Source organism: Nocardia sichangensis, assembly GCF_047200615.1.
In the GTDB taxonomy this organism is placed as follows: Bacteria; Actinomycetota; Actinomycetes; order Mycobacteriales; family Mycobacteriaceae; genus Nocardia; species Nocardia sichangensis.
Map to the genome: position 1 here is coordinate 26,774 of NZ_JBJZOK010000026.1, position 18,953 is coordinate 45,726.

Sequence of the window (18,953 nt, forward strand, 5' to 3'; positions counted from 1 at the left end):
TGCGTCTCAACCGTCCGAACGTTCACTGGACCACCCTCCTAAAGGGTCTGTTGTTCCATTAACGCTTCGGACGGTACACCCCTTCGCGCGTAAATGAAACTGGAGTACCGTTATGGTCATGGATGACGTGACCCCCGGCTCCGTCCGGCCCGGCGGACGGACCGCCCGGGTCCGCGCGGCCGTACTGCGAGCCGCGGGCGACCTGCTGACCGAACGCGGCTTCGCCAACTTGGACCTCGCCGAAGTCGCCACACGCGCCGAAGTCGGCAAGACCACCGTCTACCGCCGCTGGCGCACACCCACCGGCCTGATCGCGGACCTGTTGGTCGACATGGCCGAGCAGTCGCTGCCGCACGCCGACACCGGCTCGCTCCTCGGCGACCTCACCGCCAATGCCCGCCTGGTCGCGAAAACCCTGTCCGATCCTCGCCAAGGCAGGCTCTTCCGCGCCGTGATCGCGGCCGCCACCTGCGACGAGTCCACCGCAGCCGCCCTGCGCCGCTTCTACGACGTGCGTCTCACCGAATGGTCGGTCTGCGTGGCGGCCGCCATCGCGCGCGGCGAAGCGCCCGAGCGCACCGACGCACGCGCGGTGCTGTCCGCGGTGTCGGCGCCGCTGTACTACCGGCTGCTCGCCAGCGGCGATCCGATCGATGACATCGTGGCGGACCGCGCCGCCCGCGCCGCCGTCGATGCCGTACGGGCGGGCACGTTCGTGTCCGCCGCCGACTAGCCGAGCACCGCTCCCCGGTCACCCGCGGTCCAGTCGGCGCGGCGACCGGTGAAAGCGAGGACTCGCTCCAAGGCGGTGGCATCGGGCGCGACCGGCACCACCGGCCCGAACAGACCCGGCACCCCTTCGGCGGGTGTGCCGCGCAGCATGTCCAGCAAGGTCGCCAGATCTTCGGCGGCACACGAAAACGGCTGACCGGTGGCCTTCGCGAGATCCCAGCCGTGCACGACGACCTCGTCCAGCGCGATCCTGGCCATCACCGGGGCGGGCTCGTTCACCCCGCCCGCCTCCGTGTTGCCGTCCCAGGCCGCCGGCTCCCGCCACGCCGCCACCAAGGCATCGAGCTGAGCCGGAATGCGCTCGCGCCAGTCCTCCGCCAAGGCGCGCTCGGCAGGGGCGCCGGGCGCGACGGATCCGCCGACGGCCTCCTTGGTCGCCGACTGACGGAATGCCTCGGTCAGATCGACTACGTGGGCGAGCAGATCGCGGACCGTGGTGTCGGCGCACGGTGTCGGCGCCGTGAGCTGGTCGTCGGCGATGCCGTCGACGACGGTCGCCAGAGTGGCGGCCGCGGGCTCGAAATCGAACTCGGGATTCATCGGGCCTCCTCGGGGTGTGGGACGTCTCCGGGAATAGAGACGGGACGAGACGCCGAAATTGAGCGGCGAGTCGTTCCGCAATCAACCCGTAGCGGCGAAAAGCCCTGGAAAAGCGGATAATTGAAAGATGAAGGGTGATCGGGTTGAGATCGTCGTCGACGTCGGCGACGGGTCTCGCAGTTACGAGATCGCGGCTACCCGAGCGGGTAGGCGGGTCGAGGTGAGGATCGCGCGAGGCGTGGTCGAAGTCAGCGAAGTGACGCGATCGGGGTCGGCCGTGCGGACCGCGCGGTTCATGGCCGGGCGCATGCTCGCGCTGGTCGAACACCCCGCGGACGCGACGGCGGCGCGGGCGGGCGAAGCGCGACAACACTGAGCGCCGGGTGCTTGCCGTACGCCCGGACCGCGGGCATCCTCGATGCAGTCCGAGTTGATCGTCCGCCTCGATTGCGGCGTGCCACGAGGGGTATGCCGATCGAGAGGCCTACGCGGAGAGGAGCGCACGATGTCAGACCCCCTTGCCGACGCGATCCCGGAGGCCGATCTCGCCGAGCAGTCCGTTCCGGCGTATCCGGAGGAGCCGGTGCTCGCCGACGAGCCCGAGCAGGACGAAGCCGTCGGACGGGCGACTCCGGAGCGCGACACCTTCGAGGCGAACCCGGCGGACGTGATCGAACAGTCCATCGCGGTCCCGATCGATGACGAACCCGAGGACGAATCCGGCTACTGACCCGGTCAGGGCTGGATCTTGGCCCGCACCGTCGCGTGCAGTTCCCGCAGGCTGGACCGCTCGGTGGCCACCTCGAGCACCCGTATGCCATGGGCGTGCCCGGTCAGCTCGACGGCCAGCTGCTGCGGATCGACCTGCCGGTGCGGAATGCGATAGGCGGCGCACAAAGCGGCGAGATCCATGCCGTGCGGGGTGCCGAAGACCCGCTCGAACACGCCCGCGTATTGCGGGTCGCCCTGCTCGAGCAGTTCGAAGATGCCGCCGCCGTCGTCGTTGGCGACGACGATGGTCAGATCGGCGGGCCGCGGTTCGCCTGGCCCGATCAGCAGGCCGGACGCGTCGTGCAGGAAGGTCAGGTCACCGATCAGGGCGATGGTGCGCCCGTCGTGGTGCAGAGCGGCGCCGACCGCGGTGGACACCGTGCCGTCGATACCCGCTACGCCGCGATTCGACAGCACCCTGATCCCCGGACGCGGATGCGACACCAGCGCCGCGTCTCGCACCGGGTTCGAGGCGCCGAGCAGGAGTTGGTCACCGTTGCGCAGCGCGTCCATCACGACTGCGGCGACGTGCAGCCCCGTCGGCTTGGGGTGCCGCGCGAGTGCGCCACGCACCACTTGGTCGGCTTTCGCGTTCAGTTCGCGGCAGTGCTCGAGCCATTGCGCGCTGGGTGCGCCGACAGTAACGGCGCGGGTACCGGTGCCGACCACGTTGCCGGACACGTCGGGCCAACGCGGACCGGTGGTCAGCGCGTAGACCCGGACGTCCGGGTCGGCGAGCACCTTCGATACCTGCCGGTGCAGGGTCGGGCGGCCGGTGATGATCGCCTGCGTCGGCCGCAACAGCGGCAGCACGAGGGGATGCAGCGCGGGACCGTGCATGGGGGCGGTGGGTTCGGCGACGGTGGGCAGATTCGCCAGCTCCGGCCGCAAGCCTGCGCCGTGTCCGGAGATCACGACCGTGTCGGGCGTGAGGTCGAGATCGAGCGGCACGTCCAAGGTGGCGTATTGGGTGTCGGTCCAGGCGCACTCCCCCGCGCGGCCCGCCGGAGCCGTCTCACCCGGTTTCAAGTCGGGGACCAAGGGCTCGCGCAGCGGGACATCGAAGTGCACCGGGCCCGCGTTGCCGGAGCGGGTACCGCGCGCCGCCGCAAGCACTCGGCAGACCGCCGAGCGCCACTGGCTGTTCTGCCGGCCGTAGGGCGGATGCTCGGCGTCGCCCGGCTCCTCCTCCGCGAGACCGAGCGAGATGGTGGCGCGAACCTGGCTGCCGAACAGGCCGAATTGTTCGACGGTCTGGTTGGCGCCGGAGCCGAGCAGCTCGTATGGCCGGTTCGCGCTGAGCACCACCAGCGGGACCCGAGCGTAGTTCGCCTCCAGCACGGCAGGCCCGAGATTGGCCACCGCGGTACCCGAGGTCATCACGACCGGGACCGGGAGCCGGCTCGCGATCGCGAGCCCGACGGCGAGGAAGCCCGCCGTTCGCTCGTCGATCCGCATGTGCAGGCGCAATCTCCCGGCCGAATCGGCGGCTTGCAGGGCGAATGCCAGCGGAGCGTTCCGGGAGCCGGGGCACAGGACGACATCCCGCACGCCCCCGCGCACGAGTTCGTCGACGACGACCTGCGCTTGTGCTGTAGACGGGTTCACGCCTCCAGACTGGCAGACAGTCAACTAGAAGTCCGCGCCGGGAGGCTCGCAATCACACTGTGTCGTCGCACACGGGCCCATCCACGGCCGGGCTCGCGTCCGAGTGCCGCCGCGTACGCGACGAAGTCGCCGGCGGCGGTCGCTCGGACGCGAGTCACAAAATCATCCAGCGTGCTTCTGGATCAGGTCGCCGACCCGCGGCAGCGCCTCGATGACGTTCTTCTTCGCCGAGGAACGCATCGAGGAGTAGACCTTCTGCAGGGCAGGGCGGCTGGAGGACTCGGCCCGGGCGTCGGTGACGGCGAGCAACGCCTCGGCGACCTCATCGGACTTGGCGACGAGCAGATCGGCGAACTTGCCGGAGCCCGACGCCGTGTACTCCTGCCAGAACGGCTCCAGCTGCGCGACCAGTTTGGGCGCCAACGACTCCAGCGCATCGGGCACGATGGACGGGCTGATCTTCTTGACCGCCGCGTAGCCACCCTTCACAGCCAGGCCGGACGCACCACCCTTGTCCGACACCTCGGCGTCGAGAACCTCGACGGCATCGGCAAGGAAAGCCGGGCGCTTCGCGTCGTCGAGCAGGGATTCAGACAGTGCTGCAACCACTTTCAGGTTCCTCCGGATCGGTATCGATGAACGAGCGAGGGCAACTATACGTGCCCGCGCCAGCATTCACCCGGCTACGGCTGCCACGGTAGCAACTCGACCATGAGACCTTCGCAGTCCGCGAGGAGATCGCCCTGCTCATCGAGCAATTCGGCGGTGATAAAAGTTTTTCGCCCTTCGATCCGATCGACCCGTCCGCGAACCGTCAGTTCCGTCTCGAGCGGAGTGATCTTGCGGTAGTTGACGTGAAGATACGCGGTGCGGCTGATCGGCCGTCCGGCGTAATGCACGATCATGCCGAGCAGATCGTCGAACAGCAGCGGCAGCACACCGCCGTGCGCGGCGCCGTTGCCGCCGAGATGGAACCGGCGGAACACACCCGTCATCTCGATGCCGTCCGGCCCCGCCTCGACCACCCGCCACGGCAACAGCAGAAGGCTTCCCCGCCCGGGCAATTCGACCGCGCGGCCCGCCGGCCCATGCAACTCGGGGGCGCGGTAGGGCTCGAGCAGGTCGATCAGCTCGCGGGCTTTGGCCTGCGCGGCCCCGAAGACATCGTCCGGCGCGTTCGCGCTCACCGCGAGATCCTGCAACGTCCGCATGGCTTCGATGAACCCGCCGAAGTTCGGCCCGACCTTCGCGGGTGTGACCTTCGGAAACCCGCCGTGCTTCTCGTACCGGGATCCGTCCACCGCGCTCCGGTCTATAACCGGTTTCACTCGCTCGCTCATACTTGCACGGTAACGCGTAGTTTTACACCGTCAAATCGAAGTCCGGCCAACCCCGCGCGAATGCCCGGGTTCGCGGGGCCTCGACCGCACCGCTCGCCTCCGCCGCCGCTGGATCGCAAGTCCGGGTCGTCGCCGCTTCCCGGGCCCGACCACGACTTTCAGGCGAAGCGAGACCTAGCATTGCCCGGTGACGTTCAATCCGAAGCTGTGGCGCCCCGTTCCGGGATTCGAGAACCTGACCGACATCACCTATCACCGGCACATCGAGCAGGGCACCGTGCGTGTCGCGTTCGACCGGCCGGAGGTGCGCAACGCGTTCCGCCCGCACACGGTCGACGAACTCTACCGGGCACTCGACCACGCGCGGATGACTCCGGACGTCGGCGCGGTGCTGCTCACCGGCAACGGGCCCAGCCCCAAGGACGGCGGTTGGGCCTTCTGCTCCGGGGGTGACCAGCGCATCCGCGGTCGCAGCGGATACCAGTACGCCAGCGGCGAGACGGCCGACACGGTCGACCAGGCCCGCGCGGGCCGCCTGCACATCCTGGAGGTGCAGCGGTTGATCCGTTTCATGCCGAAGGTGGTGATCGCGCTGGTGAACGGCTGGGCCGCGGGCGGAGGTCACAGCCTGCACGTGGTCTGCGATCTGACCTTGGCCAGTCGCGAGCACGCCCGGTTCAAGCAGACCGACGCCGACGTGGGCAGCTTCGACGGCGGCTACGGTAGCGCGTACCTGGCCAAGATGGTCGGCCAGAAGTTCGCCCGCGAGATCTTCTTCCTGGGCCGCCCCTACACCGCCGAGGAGATGCACCAGATGGGCGCGGTGAACAAGGTCGTCGACCACGCGGAGCTGGAGGACGTCGCGCTGGAGTGGACCGCCGACATCAACGGCAAGTCCCCGCAGGCGCAGCGCATGCTGAAGTACGCGTTCAATTTGCTGGACGACGGACTGGTGGGCCAGCAACTTTTCGCGGGCGAGGCGACCAGGATGGCCTACATGACCGACGAAGCCGTCGAGGGCCGCGACGCGTTCCTGCAGAAACGCAAGCCGGACTGGACCCCCTACCCCTGGTACTTCTGACATGGACATCCTCAGCAGCCGGATCATCCTGCGGCCCGCCGACTACCAGGCCACGCTCGCGTTCTACCGGGACGGGCTGGAACTGGCCATCGCGCGGGAGTATCCGGGCGGCACGGTCTTCTTCGCGGGACAGTCGCTGATCGAGGTGGCCGCGCACGGCGGGTCCGGAGAATCGTCGTCGTTCGAGGGCGCGATCTGGCTCCAGGTGCGCGACGTCTCCGCCGCCGCCGTGGAACTGGCGCTGAAGGGCATCGCGATCGATCGCGCCCCCGTCGAGGAGCCGTGGGGTCTGCACGAGATGTGGATACGCGATCCGGACGGTGTGCCGATCGTTCTGGTGGAGGTCCCGCCTGCCCATCCGATCCGGCGGGATTCCCGCTGGCAGGCGTCGTAGCAACGGTTCCATTCGGTAGTTCGGCGGGCCGCACCGAGTTGCCAACGCGCCGACCGGCGAGGACGATAACGCTCGGATGGCCACCCGACCGCCGACGTCCGGGCCGGCTGTGTCCGTGTCCCGTCCGACGAGTGAATCGCAGTCTCGATGCCTGTCCCACTTGAGCCCCGATCCGACCGGATGGCCGCGCTACGGGCGCGCCACTCCGGCATACCGACCCGTTCCGCACGCGGCGGCGCGGGCATGACACGATCCCTACCGTGAGGGAGTGCAGCGAGCGAGCCATGGGCACAGCGGCTCTGGGCACCACCGAGCCGGGCGAACGGCGAGGCATGGCATGACCAAGAAACTGCGTACCTTGCCGATGCCGACCGGGTCCGGTCTCGGCGACGTCATGCCCCACCTACGGGAGGCGCTGGAAGGTAACGGGGCCGCCTGGCTCCCCATTCCCACCAGCGATCGGCGCGAGGCGAGGCGCCTGAGCGACGCTTTGTCGCCGGGCGAGCCGATCGACGAGGACATCGCTCTGGTGGTGACCACCTCGGGCACCACGGGCATACCGAAGGGCGCGATGCTCAGCTCGTCGGCCCTGCGCGCCAGCGGCACCGCTACCCACGACCGGCTCGGCGGCCCCGGCAACTGGTTGCTGGCCCTGCCGACCCATCACATCGCCGGTATCCAGGTGCTGTTGCGCAGCATCCTGGCGGGGACCGAACCCACCGTGCTCGACGTGTCCGGCGGATTCCTGCCCGAGGCCTTGGCGGGCGCCATCTCGGGTATGCGCGGGGAGCGGCGCTACACGGCCCTGGTGCCGACCCAGCTGATCAAAGCGTTGGAGTCGCCGGTCGCCGCCACCGCGCTGGCCGAGCTCGACGGTGTGCTGGTGGGCGGCGCGGCCACTCCGCTGCCGGTCTACGAGCGCGCACGCGCCGCGGGCATCACCGTGGTGCGCACCTACGGCATGAGCGAGACCTGCGGCGGCTGCGTGTACGACGGCGTGCCGCTGGAGGGCACGAAGGTCCGTATCGAAGAGGGCCGGGTGGTGCTGGGCGGCGCGATGATCGCCTCCGGCTACCGCAATCAGCCCGACCATCCCGCCTTCGCCGAGCCGGGCTGGTTCCGCACCGAGGACGCGGGCACCTTCGACAACGGCGTCTTGAGCATCACCGGGCGGCTGGACGAGGCGATCACGACCGGCGGCCTGCTGGTGATCCCGCAGGTGGTCGAGGCCGTGCTGATCAACCACCCGGCCATCAGCGAGGTGGTCGTCCTCGGCTTGCCCGACGAACGGCTCGGCCAGCGCGTCGCGGTCGCGGTGATCCCCGCCCCAGGCGCCACCCCCAGCCTCCCCGAGCTGCGCGAATACGTCTCCGCCGAACTGGACTCCATCGCGGCCCCCCGCGAACTGGCCGTCCTCGACGAATTCCCGCTCCGCGGCCCCGGCAAGCCCGACCGCGCCAAACTGCGCGAATACCTCTTGGCCGAGTCGACCCGCTAGCGGATCGCCGGGCAGCGCACGCGTCCGGCGAAGCTCTCCCGAACTCCGAGACTTACGCGCCCAGCGCACCCCAACCCCGTCTTTCGAGCGAGCCACAAAGGGGCCGCGAACACCCAGTGCCGCAGGCGCTGGAAATCAAGCCAGCACGATGCAAGAGCCGTGCAAGTCCGGGCATCCACAGTTGTCCACATGACTTCTTTCGCACCAACTTCAGCGCTCGCCGTCGAGGCGGACGGCCTGGTCAAGGTGTTCGGGGAACAGCGGGCCGTCGACGGCGTGAGCCTGGCGGTGCCGCAGGGCTCGGTGTACGGCGTGCTCGGACCGAACGGCGCAGGCAAGACCACGACCATCCGGATGCTCGCGACCCTGTTGCGACCGGACGGCGGCAGCGGACGCATCTTCGGCCACGACGTGGTCGCCGAGCCGACGGCCGTCCGCTCGCTCATCGGCGTCACGGGACAGTACGCCTCGGTCGACGAGGACCTGAGCGCCACCGAGAACCTGATCGTCTTCTCCCGACTGCTCGGCCTGAGTCGCGTCGACGCCCGGCGCAAGGCGGCCGAGCTGCTGGAGGAATTCGACCTCACCGAGGCGGCGAACAAGCCGCTGCGGCACTTCTCCGGCGGTATGCGACGCCGCCTCGACCTGGCGGCCAGTCTCATCGCGACGCCGCCGCTGCTGTTCCTCGACGAACCGACCACCGGGCTCGACCCGCGCACCCGCGCCCAGATGTGGGAGACCATCCGCCGCCTCGTCCGCGAAGGCGCGACGGTGCTGCTCACCACCCAATACCTGGACGAGGCCGACCAACTGGCCGATCGCATCGCGGTGATCGACCGCGGCAAGGTGATCGCCGACGGCACGGCCGACGAACTGAAGGCCTCCGTGGGCGGTTCGTCGCTGCATCTGACGCTGGTCGATCGCGGCCAGCTCGACGAGGCGCGCCGCATCGTCGGCGATTTCCTCGGCGTCGAAGCGCAGATCACCCCGGAGGCCGGGCGGCTCACCGCGCCGTTGACCGACGCCGGAGTCACCGCCGATCTGCTGATCCGCCTGCGCGAGTGGGAGATCGGCATCGATGAGATCACCGTGACCAAGCCGAGCCTGGACGAGGTCTTCCTCACCATCACCGGCCACCCGGCCGAGGACACCACCGACGATTCCGCGAAAAGCGCGGCATGAGCGTCCGGACCGCAGGCAGCAGCATGCGTGACCACGCCGGATCCCGCGCACGCAGAGAAGGAGCACGACCATGACCACCATCACCGCGACCGAGACGCGCCGAACGGCGCCGACGAAGATCCCCGAAGTGAGCAACCACGTTCCGCTCGTCCAAGCGGCGGCGAACTCGTTCACCATGGCCTACCGCGGCCTGCTGAAGATCAAGCACAAGCCCGAGCAGCTGTTCGACGTGACGATCCAGCCGATCCTGTTCACCGCCCTGTTCGCCTACATCTTCGGCGGCGCCATCGGCGGCAGCGTGCAGGACTACCTGCCGGTCCTGATTCCCGGCATCCTGGTGCAGACCGTGGTGCTCACCTCGGTCGTCACCGGCACCCAGTTGCGCGAGGACATGGACAAGGGCGTCTTCGACCGGTTCAAATCCCTCCCGATCGCCCGCGTCTCGGCGCTGGCCGGCGCTCTGCTGGCGGATATGGTGCGCTACGCCCTCGCCACCGTGCTCACCATCGTCGTCGGCGTCGCCATCGGTTATCGCCCGGAGGGCGGTGTGCTCGGGGTCGTCGCGGCGGGTCTGGTCATCGTCTTCTGCTCGTTCGCGATCAGCTGGATCTGGGCGCTGGTCGGGGTCACCGGCAAGAGCGCGGCGGGCGTGCAGGGCATCTCGATGATGATCATGTTCCCGCTGACCTTCATGTCCGGCGCCTTCGCGCTGGTGAGCACGATGCCGGGCTGGATGCAGGGCCTCAATCACGTGAACCCGGTGTATTACATGGTGAACACGTGCCGCGGGTTGATGAACGGCGCCGCCTTCGGCAGCGATCTGGCTTGGTCGCTGATCGGCTCGCTGGTCGTCATCGCGATCTTCGCCCCGCTCACGGTCAAGGCGTACATGCGCCGCGCGTGACCGATCACCGCACCACAGCGGGCCGGGTGACATCGTCACCCGGCCCGCTTTCGCTGTGCTGCCGCGCACGACGGTTCGATTCCTCGCGCAAACCAGATCACCGCCGTCGACTGATCAGCGAGCGTCGACCAGGCCTTGCAGCAATTCCATGATGCGATCCGCGGACCTGTTCCGGCGCAGGTGGCCGAGGCGGCGGCGGGCTTCGGCGACCGGGCCGGGACCAAGCTTCGCGGTCGCCGCGTCCAAGTGCCGTTGCCACCGCATCGAGGGAAAGTCCTGTCGGCAGACGACGTTCGGGGCCAGGATGAGCAAGTCGAGCCCCACCGTGACCTCGCGGTCGACGGCGATGAGATACGAGCCGATCGCGCAGGCGACGCCGCCGATCTGCGGCAGGTCGCGGTACTGGGTCATCGTCGGCACAGCCGTCTCGGCAAGCTGCGTGGGCAGAGTCGCGTCCGGGTCGGCAGCGCCGTTTATCACCTGCGCGGCGAGCGCCGCCGCGGCCAGCATCAGGGCGCCGGGCCCGGGGCCGAGCGCGTTGTCCGGCCAGCCGAACAGTTCCAGCGCGCGTTCGTAGCGAGTGAACCCGCCCGCGGTGTCACCTTCCGCGAACGCCAACTCCGCCGAGCTCTGCATCACGGTGGACAGCAGCCGGTTCTGTCCGAGGGACGAGTTGTCCAAGTCCGGCGTGCCGAACGCGAGATCGAGTTCCCGCCGCGCCTGCTCCAGCTCGCCGATTCCGACCAGTGAAGCCACCAGCAGGCTGCGGATCTCCACCGTGTCCTCGTAGGCGCCGAGCCGCTGCAACACCTCGAGCGCGCGGCGGTAATAGGTCACCGACTGGTCGTAGCGGGCGATCTGTCCACAGACCTGTCCGAGGTGCCTGCTCACCATGGCCACGCTCCAGACGTTCTCGCGCCCGAGCACCTCCAGCGCCTTGATCGCATCGATGGTGGAGCCGCGCACATCGCCGAGGTTCTCCCGGATGTTGGCTCGCAACAACAGCGCCGAACCCCTGGTCTCCGGATCTGCCGAACGCGCCGCCTCGGCGAGGAGCCTGCTGAAGCCGCGTCCGTCGGCCCTGGTGAGCACGACCCGGGCGATGAATCGGCTGTTCTCGGTGAGTTCGACGGGAAGATGAAGCAATCGGCGCACGCGCCTGCGGAGCACGGCGATCTCCCTGGCGCTGCCGTTGGTGTAAGCGAGATGCAGGAACGTCATCTGGTAGGTGACGAGCACCAGATCCGGACGCGGACCTTCCGGCCCGAAGTCGGCCGGCTCCAATTCGATGACCCGCTGAGCCCAGGCGATCACTTCCAGGTGCGATCCCCGGATGATCCACAGCGTGGCGACGACCGGGAACACCGTGTAGGCCGTCGCGGCATCCCGCCTTTCGATCGCGCAACGCAGCGCGGCGAGCAAGTTGTCCACCTCCGCCGCCACGGAGAGCGCGAGGTGGAACTGATCGCCGGTCATATACCGGCTCGCCACGTCATCGGCGTAGTCCTTGGCCCACCGCATCATCCGGGTATCGACCGATTCCGGCTCTCCCGCCGCGGCGGCCAGCTGCTCTTCACCGTATTCCCGCACCGTCTCCAACATCCGGTAGCGGGTGCCGAGCACTTCGTCGTCCAGCACGGTGAGCAGCGATTGGTTGACCAGGCCGTCGACGGCCGCGGCGACATCGACCACGTCGGCTCCGCCCGCGACCGCCTCGGCCGCCGACAGCGTGAAACCGGCGGGAAATCGGCACAACCGGCGCAACGTGGCTTGCTGTTCGGTGTCGAGCAGGTTCCAGCTCCAGTCGATCACCGCGTGCAGCGTGCGATGCCGTTCGGGCGAACTGCGATCGCCGTGGCGCAGCAGCGCGAACCGATCGGCCAGCCGCTCGTTGATCTCCTCGACGCTCATCACGCGCACGCGGGCCGCCGCCAGTTCGATGGCCAGCGGCAGCCCGTCGAGGGTGTGGCACAACTGGGCGACCACGTCCGGATCCAGCCGGACGCCGGGCCGCACCGCCCTGGCGCGCGCGGCGAACAGCTCGGTGGCGGGCGAGCCCGCCGGATCGATGGTCAGCGGCGGCAAAGGATAGACCGTCTCGGCGGTGATGGTCAGCGGCGAACGGCTCGTGGTGAGCACGGTCAGCCTCGGTGCGACGCCGACCAGATCGGCGACCACCACGGCGACGGCGTCGATCAGATGCTCGCAGTTGTCCAGGATCAGCAGCATCGAGCGCGCCGACACCGCGTCGTGCAGCCGCCCGCGCAGATCGACGATCTGCCCGGAACGCAGCGTGGCCGCGTCGAAGGTGACCTCGCTGAGCCCGAGTACCGCGGCGATCGCCGCCTCGATCTCGACCCTGGCTTCGTCGCCTTCGTCGCGCACCGACGCCAGCTCGACCAGCGCCACCGGACAGGTGGCCGCCGCCTGCCAACCGATCTCGTTGGCGACCCTGGTCTTGCCCGCACCGCCGGGGCCGAGCACGGTCACCACCCGGGCATCGCGGAGCAGCTCGATCAGCTCGGTGATGTCGGCGGCCCGGCCGAGCAGTGCGTTGGGCGCGGCACGCAGGCCGATCGCGGCGAGGTGCGGTGTCGGTACGTCAGCGGCCGAGGGTGTCGCCTCGGCCGCGAGCCCGCTTCGGGAACCGCCGTCTTCGCTCGCCGCGCTGCCCGAGCGCGGCGGCGCGACGCGGCCTATCCGCTCCCCACGCAGGATCGCCGTATGCATCTCGGTGAGCGCGGGCCCCGGGTCCGTGCCGAGTTCCTCGGCCAGCCGGGAGCGGAAAGCGGCGAACGATTCGACCGCCTCGTTGGGCCGCCCCGCCGCCGCCAACAGGCGCATCAAGGTCTGCTGCGCGGGCTCGTCCAGCGGTTCCGCGGCGGCGCGCAGCCGAGCGAGACGCAAGGCTCCATCGACGTCGCCGCCGTCCTCGCGTGCGGCGAGTTCGAGTTCGTCCAGTTCGGCCAGACGCCGCCCGGCCGCTGCGCGAAGCTCGTCGGCGAGGTCGCCCGGCGGCAGATCCGCACCGGGATCCCCGCGCCACAGCCCCCGCGCCCGGGTGATTTCCGCCAGGCACCCCGGAAGGTCTCCCGCCGCGCGCAGCCCGTGCGCCCGCGCCACGCGCTCGCCCACCGAGGACAAGTCGACCTGATCGGCGCCGAGGGTCAACCGATAGCCCGCAGGGCCGATTTCCAGCGCGCCCTCCGGCAGCGCCGAACGCAACCGGGAAACCTGGGTGTGTAGCGCGTTCATCGGCGAGCGCGGCGGCTGCTCGCCCCAGACCTCCTCGATCAGGGCCTGCGCGCCGCGGCTGCGACCCGGCCGCAGGGCCAGGGCGGTGAGCAGCAGCCGGGAGCGCGCACCGGGCAGCGGCGTCAGCGTGCCGTCGCGGCGCAGCGCGACCTCGCCCAGCAAGGCCACCACGACCGATTCGCCTGCGGGCGTCGTCACTGCTCGACTGTGGCCGTGCGGGCCGCTGTGCTCCGGAAACATCCCGCGGTCATCGTAGGCGAGCAGACCCGAGAAGCTCGACACGAATTCTTTGCCGCGACTGCGAGCGGTCGGTCGCATAGTGTGACCCCCATGGCTGAGTTCGAGGTGGTCCGATCGGCCGTGATCACGGCCGACCCCGCGCGCGTGCACGGGCTGATCAACGATTTCCACAAGTGGGTCGAGTGGTCGCCGTGGGAGGACCTCGACCCGCAGCTCCAGCGCAGTTACTCCGGCGCGGAATCCGGCGTCGGCGCGCGCTACGCCTGGAGCGGCAACCGCAAGGCGGGAGCGGGCAGCATGGAGATCGTCGGCAGCGCCGAGCGCGAGATCGGCGTGCGCCTGGAGTTCATGAAGCCCATGAAGGCCACCAACATGGTGACCTTCATCCTGGACCCGGTCGAGACCGGCACCGAAGTGACCTGGCGGATGACCGGCCGGCAGACCGGGCTGATGGCCGTCATCGGCAAGCTCATCCCGATGGACAAGTTCGTCGGCCGGGATTTCGAGAAGGGACTCGCGCGGATGCAGGAGGCGGTGACGGCCGAAACGGCCTGATCGCCGCGCGCGGGCTGAGGACGGACTGCGTCCGACTGCGCCGATTATGCGGAACCTCCGCCTTCGCTCCGGCCATGCGCGAGCTGAGGACGGACTACGTCCGACTCTGCCCATTATGCTGCGAACATGGCTACTGCAGCGCAATGGATCGAGGGCGCGCGACCCCGTACCCTGCCGAACGCGATCGCCCCGGTGCTCGCCGGGACCGGCGCCGCCGCGTCGATCGATGGTGCGGTGTGGTGGAAAGCGATTCTCGCGCTGTTCGTTTCGCTGGCGCTGATCATCGGCGTGAACTTCGCCAACGACTACTCCGACGGCATCCGCGGCACCGATGACGTCCGGGTCGGCCCGCTGCGCCTGGTCGGGCAGAAATTGGCCTCGCCCACCGCGGTGAAGACCGCCGCGATCGTCAGCTTGGTCGTCGGGGCCGTCTTCGGCCTGGTGCTGGTGCTCACCAGCGCCTGGTGGCTGCTGCTCGTCGGCGCGGCCTGCCTGGCCGGCGCCTGGTACTACACCGGCGGCAGCAAGCCCTACGGCTACAGCGGATTCGGTGAAGTGGCGGTGTTCGTCTTCTTCGGCCTGATCGCCGTGCTCGGCACCCAGTTCGTGCAGGCGGGCCGGATCGACTGGGTCGGTGCGCTGCTGGCGATCGCGGTGGGCGCGTTCTCCAGTGCCGTGCTCGTCGCGAACAACCTGCGTGACATCCCCACCGACACCGGGTCCGGAAAGGTCACACTCGCGGTCAAACTCGGCGATCCGCGCACCCGCACGCTGCACCTGGCCCTGCTCACCGTCCCGTTCCTCGTGACGTTGGCGCTGGTCGCCCGCACGCCATGGGCACTGGCCGGGCTGCTCGCGATACCGCTCGCCGTCCGCGCCAACGCGCCGGTGCGCGGCGGCAAGGGCGGGCTGGAACTGATTCCCGCGCTGCGGGATTCCGGCCTGGCGCTGCTGGTCTGGTCGGCGGTCACCGCGCTGGCGGTCGGGCTGGGTTAGCGCGGCCCTCGCGGTCGCGGATCGCGCCGACCAGGTGGACTCGATGGCGCGATGCGCGATCGAGCGTCGTCCGTTCGCGGCGGCGCGGACTAATCCTCGTCCGGAACCAGGATGCCGAGCACCCAGTTCACCAGCGAGACGATGATGCCGCCGAACACCGCGGCCCAGAAGCCCTCGACGCGCAGGCCGTAATGGCTGAATGCTCCGGTGATCTCGGCGGTCAGCCACAGCATGAGCGCGTTGATCAGAAGCAGGAACAGGCCGAGCGTCACGATCACCAGCGGTAGCGACAGCAGTTTCACTATCGGCTTGACCAGGGCGTTCACCGCCGTGAACACCGCGGCCACCGCGAGGACCACACCGATCTTGGCGCCGTTGCCGCCTTCCGGAGCGAGAATGTCGATCTTGTCGACCCAGACGGCGGCCAGCCAGATGGCCACCGCGTTGATGATCAACCGAATCACGAGCTGCATGGCCCAATGCTAGGCGTCGGAGGCGGACACACGCCGCTGGAAAACACGAACTCCCGCAGCGCATGTCCGCCTGCTCAAGCCGCACGGTCGAGCAGGGCGTGCACCTTGGGCCGCAATTCACCGATCGCGTCGGAGCCGCCGAGCAGGCGCACCGTCGTCTGGTTCGGGGCGCGCAGGATGCCGAGCAGCATGTGCCCCGACTCGATGGTCTTGTCCTTGCGACCGAGCGCCTCACGCAGGGAGAGCTCGAGCACCTTCTTCGCTTCCTTCGTGAACGGAATGTGCCCGTAGTACCCACCGCGGCTCCACGGGAACGGCCCACGGCGCGGGTCCGGCGCGGCGCGGTCGAGCGCGTCCTCGCCGAAATGCGTGTCCAGCGACTCCCGGACGGCGTCCAGATCAATGCCGATGGAGCGCAAGGCCTCGGCGTCCTCGGGGCCGAGCGGTATCCCGTTGCCCTGCTCGGCCAGCGCGCTGCGCACGCCGTCGCGAGTGAGTCCCGCGTCCGCGAGCAACGCTGCCAATTCCGGCTCGGCATGCGCGAGCACACCGAGCAATACGTGCTCCACCTCGATATTCGACGCGTGGAGTTCGCGCGCGTCCTCCTGGGCGACGATGATCGCCGTGCGCGCAGACCTGCTGAACCGCTCGAACATCAGCGGATCCTGCCTTTCCGGTTGTACTTCTGGTGGACTGCTTGCCTGCTGACCTCGAGCGCCTCCGCGATCGCTTGCCACGACCAGCCCTGAGCACGGGCGTTGGCCACCTGGATCGCCTCGAGACGTTCGAGCAGCCTGCGTAGCGCGAGCACCGCGCGCAGCCCGACCTTCGGATCGGGGCTGCCCGCGGCTGCCGCGAGTGTGGTTGCTTCCGTCATGACGTCAATTTTGATTGACACATGCTCGCGATGTCAACAAAAATTGACAAGCGCGGACGCGATTCAACCCCGTTCCGCCTCAGGCGAACAAAACCCCTGGCCGGGGCGCGAACCGATCAGGCGTCCCAGATTCCGGTCGCCACGAACTTCTCCAGGACAGCGGTGGGCTCCGCGAGCTCCAGCCCCTGGGACGCCACCCACGCGTCGTCGAAATACGTTCCGGCATAGCGATCCCCGCCGTCACACAGCAGGGTGACGACACTGCCGCCGCGCCCTTCGGAGAGCATCTCGGCGATCAAGGCGAAAACGCCCCACAGGTTGGTGCCGGTGGAGCCGCCGACCCGGCGACCGAGCCGCACACTCGCGAACCGGGCCGCAGCGATGGACGCCGCGTCGGGCACCTCGAACATGCGGTCCACGATCTGGCCGACGAACGAGGGTTCCACGCGGGGGCGGCCGATGCCTTCTATCCGGGAGGGCATTCCGGTCTGGTAACCCGCATCGCCCGTCTCGTAGCCGCCGTAGAAGGCGGAGTTCTCCGGATCGACCACGGCCAGCTTGGTCGCATGCCTGCGATACCGGATGTAGCGGCCGATCGTGGCGCTGGTGCCGCCCGTGCCCGCGCCGACCACGATCCACTCCGGCACCGGATTGGTCTCCAACGCCATCTGCTGGAAGATCGACTCGGCGATGTTGTTGTTGCCGCGCCAGTCGGTGGCGCGCTCGGCGTGGGTGAACTGGTCCATGTAGTGACCGCCGCACTCGGCCGCCAGCCGCGCCGCCTCGGTGTACATGTCCGGCGGGCGTTGCACGAAATGACAGCGCCCGCCCTGCGCCTCGATGAGCGCGATCTTCTGCGGAGAGGTGCTCGCGGGCATCACCGCGACGAAGTCCAAGCCGAGCAGTTTCGCGAAATAGGCCTCGCTGACCGCCGTCGAACCCGAGGACGCCTCCACCACGGTCGTCCCCTCGCCGACCCAGCCGTTGCAGATCGCGTACAGGAACAGCGAGCGAGCCAGGCGGTGCTTGAGACTGCCGGTGATGTGGGTGGACTCGTCCTTGAGATAGAGCTGGATGTTCCACTCGGCGGGCAGCGGGTAGCGCAGCAAGTGGGTGTCCGCGCTGCGCTGGGTGTCGGCGTCGATCAACCGCACCGCGTTGTCGACCCAGTCGCGCGGAGCGGTGTGATCGCAGGACTTCACGAAGAAGTCCCGGACTCCGGCGGAGCGGGCGGCTCGTCGCCGCGCAACCGCGCCCGTAGCTCGGCCTTGTCGCGGCGCCTGCGCTCGTCGACCAGGGCGATGTCCTCGTTCACCTTGGCCCGCAGCCGCTTGAACAGCACCAGCGACAGCGGCATCGCGATGATGAGCGCGAACAAGGCTGCGACCACGATGGGGATGTCCACCGACACCAGCCGCGCGGCCAGCACGATCAGCGCGGCGAGCACTACCACGAGACCCAACCTGGCGACGGTGTAAAGGGCCAGATTGCGGGCCAGACGACGACCAGCGCCAGCCGTTTGCTGTCCGGAAGCACCTTTTGGTGGATTCGCGTCACGCACATCCCTCAGCCTATGCGAAGCTGTTGCCCGCCCCCGGTGCACGCCCAACAGCCGGGGGTGGGGCGCGCATCCGTTTTGTCTATTACCTCCCCTTTACCAACTGTAGGTGGTTCGAGTACCTAGGGGTTTCAGTGCGACGATGGCGCCATCTGATGAGGGAACTGTCGAGAACGGAGAGGTTTGCTATGACTGCGATCACCGTCGGCGGCCAGGACACCCTGCTGACTCCGGGCCAGGTTGCTGCCCTGTTCCACGTCGACCCCAAGACCGTGACGCGCTGGGCTCACGCCGGGCGCCTCGGGTCGCTTCGCACACCGGGCGGACATCGCCGGTTCCGCGAATCGGAAGTACTCCAGCTGCTCAAGTCGCTGACCACCGAAGCGACCGCAGCACGCTGATCGCAGGGCGCGCGGACCTGTCGTGCTCGGGTCCGCGCTCGCCCGCAGACCATTTTCGCGTCTGCGGTGTGCTGGAGTCACGTCCGCGGCTACCCTCGTAATCAGGAGGTGAGCGACGTGACGTACCTGTTGGCACTCATCGCGGTGGTGGCAATAGCGGTGTTGTGCTGGAAGGCGTTCGGCCCCGAGCGGACTGGACCCACTGCCCCGCAATCGCGTTCACCACGGCGCAAGCGCGTCATCGGACCCGACGACGACCCGGAGTTCCTCTGGCGACTATCTCGCCAGCACCGTGACGGCGAGTCCGGTTCCGCCGAGCGTTGATCTTCGCAGTACCCGCGCGATAGCACGCGTCCAGCGGTATCCGGCGTTCGCGCGATTTCATCGCTCTGCCGTGGCGCCGTCCCGGCGGGGACCGAACCTCCGCCCTCGACGAACGCCACGACGATCGACAACCCGGTCCGGGTGCGGCAGGCGCGCTGCGGTGC

The 18,953-nt window shown here is 68.9% G+C and carries 22 protein-coding genes; 12 read left to right on the forward strand and 10 right to left on the reverse strand.

The genetic code is table 11. The features are described from left to right. Positions 1-112: 112 nt before the first annotated feature. Positions 113-733 (forward strand): TetR/AcrR family transcriptional regulator, encoded by a 621-nt coding sequence (locus ACL03I_RS29310; protein ID WP_412807468.1) that lies wholly within the window; start codon positions 113-115, stop codon positions 731-733. On the opposite strand, the gene ACL03I_RS29315 is transcribed toward ACL03I_RS29310, so the two are convergent. Next, positions 730-1,332, reverse strand: coding sequence for a TIGR03086 family metal-binding protein (locus tag ACL03I_RS29315; RefSeq protein WP_412807469.1), 603 nt, complete (start codon positions 1,330-1,332; stop codon positions 730-732). The two genes, ACL03I_RS29310 and ACL03I_RS29315, sit on opposite strands and share 4 nt — an antisense overlap. A gap of 127 nt (positions 1,333-1,459) precedes the next feature. Between ACL03I_RS29315 and ACL03I_RS29320 the strand changes: the two genes are divergently transcribed. After that, positions 1,460-1,708, forward strand: coding sequence for a hypothetical protein (locus ACL03I_RS29320; protein ID WP_412807470.1), 249 nt, complete (start codon positions 1,460-1,462; stop codon positions 1,706-1,708). 129 nt (positions 1,709-1,837) lie between these two features. Next, a complete protein-coding gene (locus tag ACL03I_RS29325; RefSeq protein WP_355072009.1) occupies positions 1,838-2,062 on the forward strand; it encodes a hypothetical protein in 225 nt (74 codons plus the stop codon). A 5-nt stretch (positions 2,063-2,067) separates the two neighbouring features. Here the strand turns inward: ACL03I_RS29325 and menD are convergent, their stop codons facing one another. From menD to ACL03I_RS29340, 3 genes are all read right to left on the reverse strand, one after another. Next, a complete protein-coding gene (gene menD, locus ACL03I_RS29330) occupies positions 2,068-3,711 on the reverse strand; it encodes a 2-succinyl-5-enolpyruvyl-6-hydroxy-3-cyclohexene-1-carboxylic-acid synthase (RefSeq protein ID WP_412807471.1) in 1,644 nt (547 codons plus the stop codon). A gap of 162 nt (positions 3,712-3,873) precedes the next feature. Then, on the reverse strand, positions 3,874-4,320 hold the full coding sequence (locus ACL03I_RS29335) for a DUF6918 family protein (protein ID WP_355072006.1): 447 nt from the start codon (positions 4,318-4,320) through the stop codon (positions 3,874-3,876). A gap of 74 nt (positions 4,321-4,394) precedes the next feature. Then, positions 4,395-5,051: a PaaI family thioesterase gene (locus ACL03I_RS29340; protein ID WP_355072005.1), complete on the reverse strand. Its 657-nt coding sequence runs from the start codon at positions 5,049-5,051 to the stop codon at positions 4,395-4,397. A gap of 187 nt (positions 5,052-5,238) precedes the next feature. Here ACL03I_RS29340 and ACL03I_RS29345 point away from each other — a divergent pair, with 187 nt between their 5' ends. The 5 genes from ACL03I_RS29345 (at position 5,239) to ACL03I_RS29365 (ending at position 10,110) form a co-directional block, all read left to right on the forward strand. After that, a complete protein-coding gene (locus ACL03I_RS29345; RefSeq protein WP_159841692.1) occupies positions 5,239-6,132 on the forward strand; it encodes a 1,4-dihydroxy-2-naphthoyl-CoA synthase in 894 nt (297 codons plus the stop codon). A gap of 1 nt (position 6,133) precedes the next feature. After that, positions 6,134-6,526 carry a VOC family protein gene (locus ACL03I_RS29350; RefSeq protein ID WP_355072004.1) on the forward strand — a complete coding sequence of 131 codons (393 nt, stop codon included), beginning with the start codon at positions 6,134-6,136 and terminating at the stop codon, positions 6,524-6,526. Positions 6,527-6,863: 337 nt separating this feature from the next. Continuing rightward, positions 6,864-8,024: an o-succinylbenzoate--CoA ligase gene (gene menE / locus ACL03I_RS29355; RefSeq protein ID WP_355072003.1), complete on the forward strand. Its 1,161-nt coding sequence runs from the start codon at positions 6,864-6,866 to the stop codon at positions 8,022-8,024. Positions 8,025-8,213: 189 nt separating this feature from the next. After that, positions 8,214-9,206 carry an ATP-binding cassette domain-containing protein gene (locus tag ACL03I_RS29360; protein ID WP_355072000.1) on the forward strand — a complete coding sequence of 331 codons (993 nt, stop codon included), beginning with the start codon at positions 8,214-8,216 and terminating at the stop codon, positions 9,204-9,206. A gap of 70 nt (positions 9,207-9,276) precedes the next feature. After that, positions 9,277-10,110 (forward strand): ABC transporter permease, encoded by an 834-nt coding sequence (locus ACL03I_RS29365; protein ID WP_355071999.1) that lies wholly within the window; start codon positions 9,277-9,279, stop codon positions 10,108-10,110. Positions 10,111-10,224: 114 nt separating this feature from the next. Here ACL03I_RS29365 and ACL03I_RS29370 read toward each other — a convergent pair whose 3' ends face one another. Beyond that, positions 10,225-13,563 carry an AfsR/SARP family transcriptional regulator gene (locus ACL03I_RS29370; RefSeq protein ID WP_412807472.1) on the reverse strand — a complete coding sequence of 1,113 codons (3,339 nt, stop codon included), beginning with the start codon at positions 13,561-13,563 and terminating at the stop codon, positions 10,225-10,227. A 132-nt stretch (positions 13,564-13,695) separates the two neighbouring features. Between ACL03I_RS29370 and ACL03I_RS29375 the strand changes: the two genes are divergently transcribed. Further along, positions 13,696-14,160, forward strand: coding sequence for an SRPBCC family protein (locus ACL03I_RS29375; protein ID WP_355071996.1), 465 nt, complete (start codon positions 13,696-13,698; stop codon positions 14,158-14,160). A gap of 126 nt (positions 14,161-14,286) precedes the next feature. Further along, entirely contained in the window at positions 14,287-15,156 is an 870-nt protein-coding gene (locus ACL03I_RS29380; RefSeq protein ID WP_356962547.1) for a 1,4-dihydroxy-2-naphthoate polyprenyltransferase, read from the forward strand. Positions 15,157-15,245: 89 nt separating this feature from the next. Here ACL03I_RS29380 and ACL03I_RS29385 read toward each other — a convergent pair whose 3' ends face one another. From ACL03I_RS29385 to ACL03I_RS29405, 5 genes are all read right to left on the reverse strand, one after another. Beyond that, positions 15,246-15,629, reverse strand: a complete 384-nt coding sequence (locus ACL03I_RS29385; protein ID WP_355071993.1) for a phage holin family protein — start codon at positions 15,627-15,629, stop codon at positions 15,246-15,248. 74 nt (positions 15,630-15,703) lie between these two features. Further along, positions 15,704-16,285 carry a Clp protease N-terminal domain-containing protein gene (locus ACL03I_RS29390; protein ID WP_355071991.1) on the reverse strand — a complete coding sequence of 194 codons (582 nt, stop codon included), beginning with the start codon at positions 16,283-16,285 and terminating at the stop codon, positions 15,704-15,706. Further along, positions 16,285-16,506 carry a helix-turn-helix domain-containing protein gene (locus tag ACL03I_RS29395; RefSeq protein ID WP_039802098.1) on the reverse strand — a complete coding sequence of 74 codons (222 nt, stop codon included), beginning with the start codon at positions 16,504-16,506 and terminating at the stop codon, positions 16,285-16,287. The genes ACL03I_RS29390 and ACL03I_RS29395 overlap by 1 nt, the downstream gene beginning before the upstream one ends. Before the next feature lie 116 nt (positions 16,507-16,622). After that, on the reverse strand, positions 16,623-17,708 hold the full coding sequence (gene cds1 / locus ACL03I_RS29400) for an L-cysteine desulfhydrase Cds1 (protein ID WP_355071987.1): 1,086 nt from the start codon (positions 17,706-17,708) through the stop codon (positions 16,623-16,625). Continuing rightward, on the reverse strand, positions 17,705-18,067 hold the full coding sequence (locus ACL03I_RS29405) for a DUF4229 domain-containing protein (RefSeq protein ID WP_379253994.1): 363 nt from the start codon (positions 18,065-18,067) through the stop codon (positions 17,705-17,707). Before ACL03I_RS29405 ends, cds1 begins: the two co-directional genes overlap by 4 nt. Before the next feature lie 185 nt (positions 18,068-18,252). Here ACL03I_RS29405 and ACL03I_RS29410 point away from each other — a divergent pair, with 185 nt between their 5' ends. Beyond that, a complete protein-coding gene (locus ACL03I_RS29410) occupies positions 18,253-18,465 on the forward strand; it encodes a BldC family transcriptional regulator (RefSeq protein ID WP_039802103.1) in 213 nt (70 codons plus the stop codon). Between the two features lie 117 nt (positions 18,466-18,582). Then, positions 18,583-18,789, forward strand: a complete 207-nt coding sequence (locus ACL03I_RS29415; protein WP_355071985.1) for a hypothetical protein — start codon at positions 18,583-18,585, stop codon at positions 18,787-18,789. Positions 18,790-18,953 lie beyond the last annotated feature (164 nt).

Coding starts and splice junctions, on each gene's coding strand:
- ACL03I_RS29310 (WP_412807468.1), top strand. CDS start 113: ATGGTCATGGATGACGTGACCCCCGGCTCCGTCCGGCCCGGCGGACGG.
- ACL03I_RS29315 (WP_412807469.1), bottom strand. CDS start 1,332: ATGAATCCCGAGTTCGATTTCGAGCCCGCGGCCGCCACTCTGGCGACC.
- ACL03I_RS29320 (WP_412807470.1), top strand. CDS start 1,460: ATGAAGGGTGATCGGGTTGAGATCGTCGTCGACGTCGGCGACGGGTCT.
- ACL03I_RS29325 (WP_355072009.1), top strand. CDS start 1,838: ATGTCAGACCCCCTTGCCGACGCGATCCCGGAGGCCGATCTCGCCGAG.
- ACL03I_RS29340 (WP_355072005.1), bottom strand. CDS start 5,051: ATGAGCGAGCGAGTGAAACCGGTTATAGACCGGAGCGCGGTGGACGGA.
- ACL03I_RS29350 (WP_355072004.1), top strand. CDS start 6,134: ATGGACATCCTCAGCAGCCGGATCATCCTGCGGCCCGCCGACTACCAG.
- menE (WP_355072003.1), top strand. CDS start 6,864: ATGACCAAGAAACTGCGTACCTTGCCGATGCCGACCGGGTCCGGTCTC.
- ACL03I_RS29360 (WP_355072000.1), top strand. CDS start 8,214: ATGACTTCTTTCGCACCAACTTCAGCGCTCGCCGTCGAGGCGGACGGC.
- ACL03I_RS29365 (WP_355071999.1), top strand. CDS start 9,277: ATGACCACCATCACCGCGACCGAGACGCGCCGAACGGCGCCGACGAAG.
- ACL03I_RS29375 (WP_355071996.1), top strand. CDS start 13,696: ATGGCTGAGTTCGAGGTGGTCCGATCGGCCGTGATCACGGCCGACCCC.
- ACL03I_RS29380 (WP_356962547.1), top strand. CDS start 14,287: ATGGCTACTGCAGCGCAATGGATCGAGGGCGCGCGACCCCGTACCCTG.
- ACL03I_RS29385 (WP_355071993.1), bottom strand. CDS start 15,629: ATGCAGCTCGTGATTCGGTTGATCATCAACGCGGTGGCCATCTGGCTG.
- ACL03I_RS29390 (WP_355071991.1), bottom strand. CDS start 16,285: ATGTTCGAGCGGTTCAGCAGGTCTGCGCGCACGGCGATCATCGTCGCC.
- ACL03I_RS29395 (WP_039802098.1), bottom strand. CDS start 16,506: ATGACGGAAGCAACCACACTCGCGGCAGCCGCGGGCAGCCCCGATCCG.
- ACL03I_RS29410 (WP_039802103.1), top strand. CDS start 18,253: ATGACTGCGATCACCGTCGGCGGCCAGGACACCCTGCTGACTCCGGGC.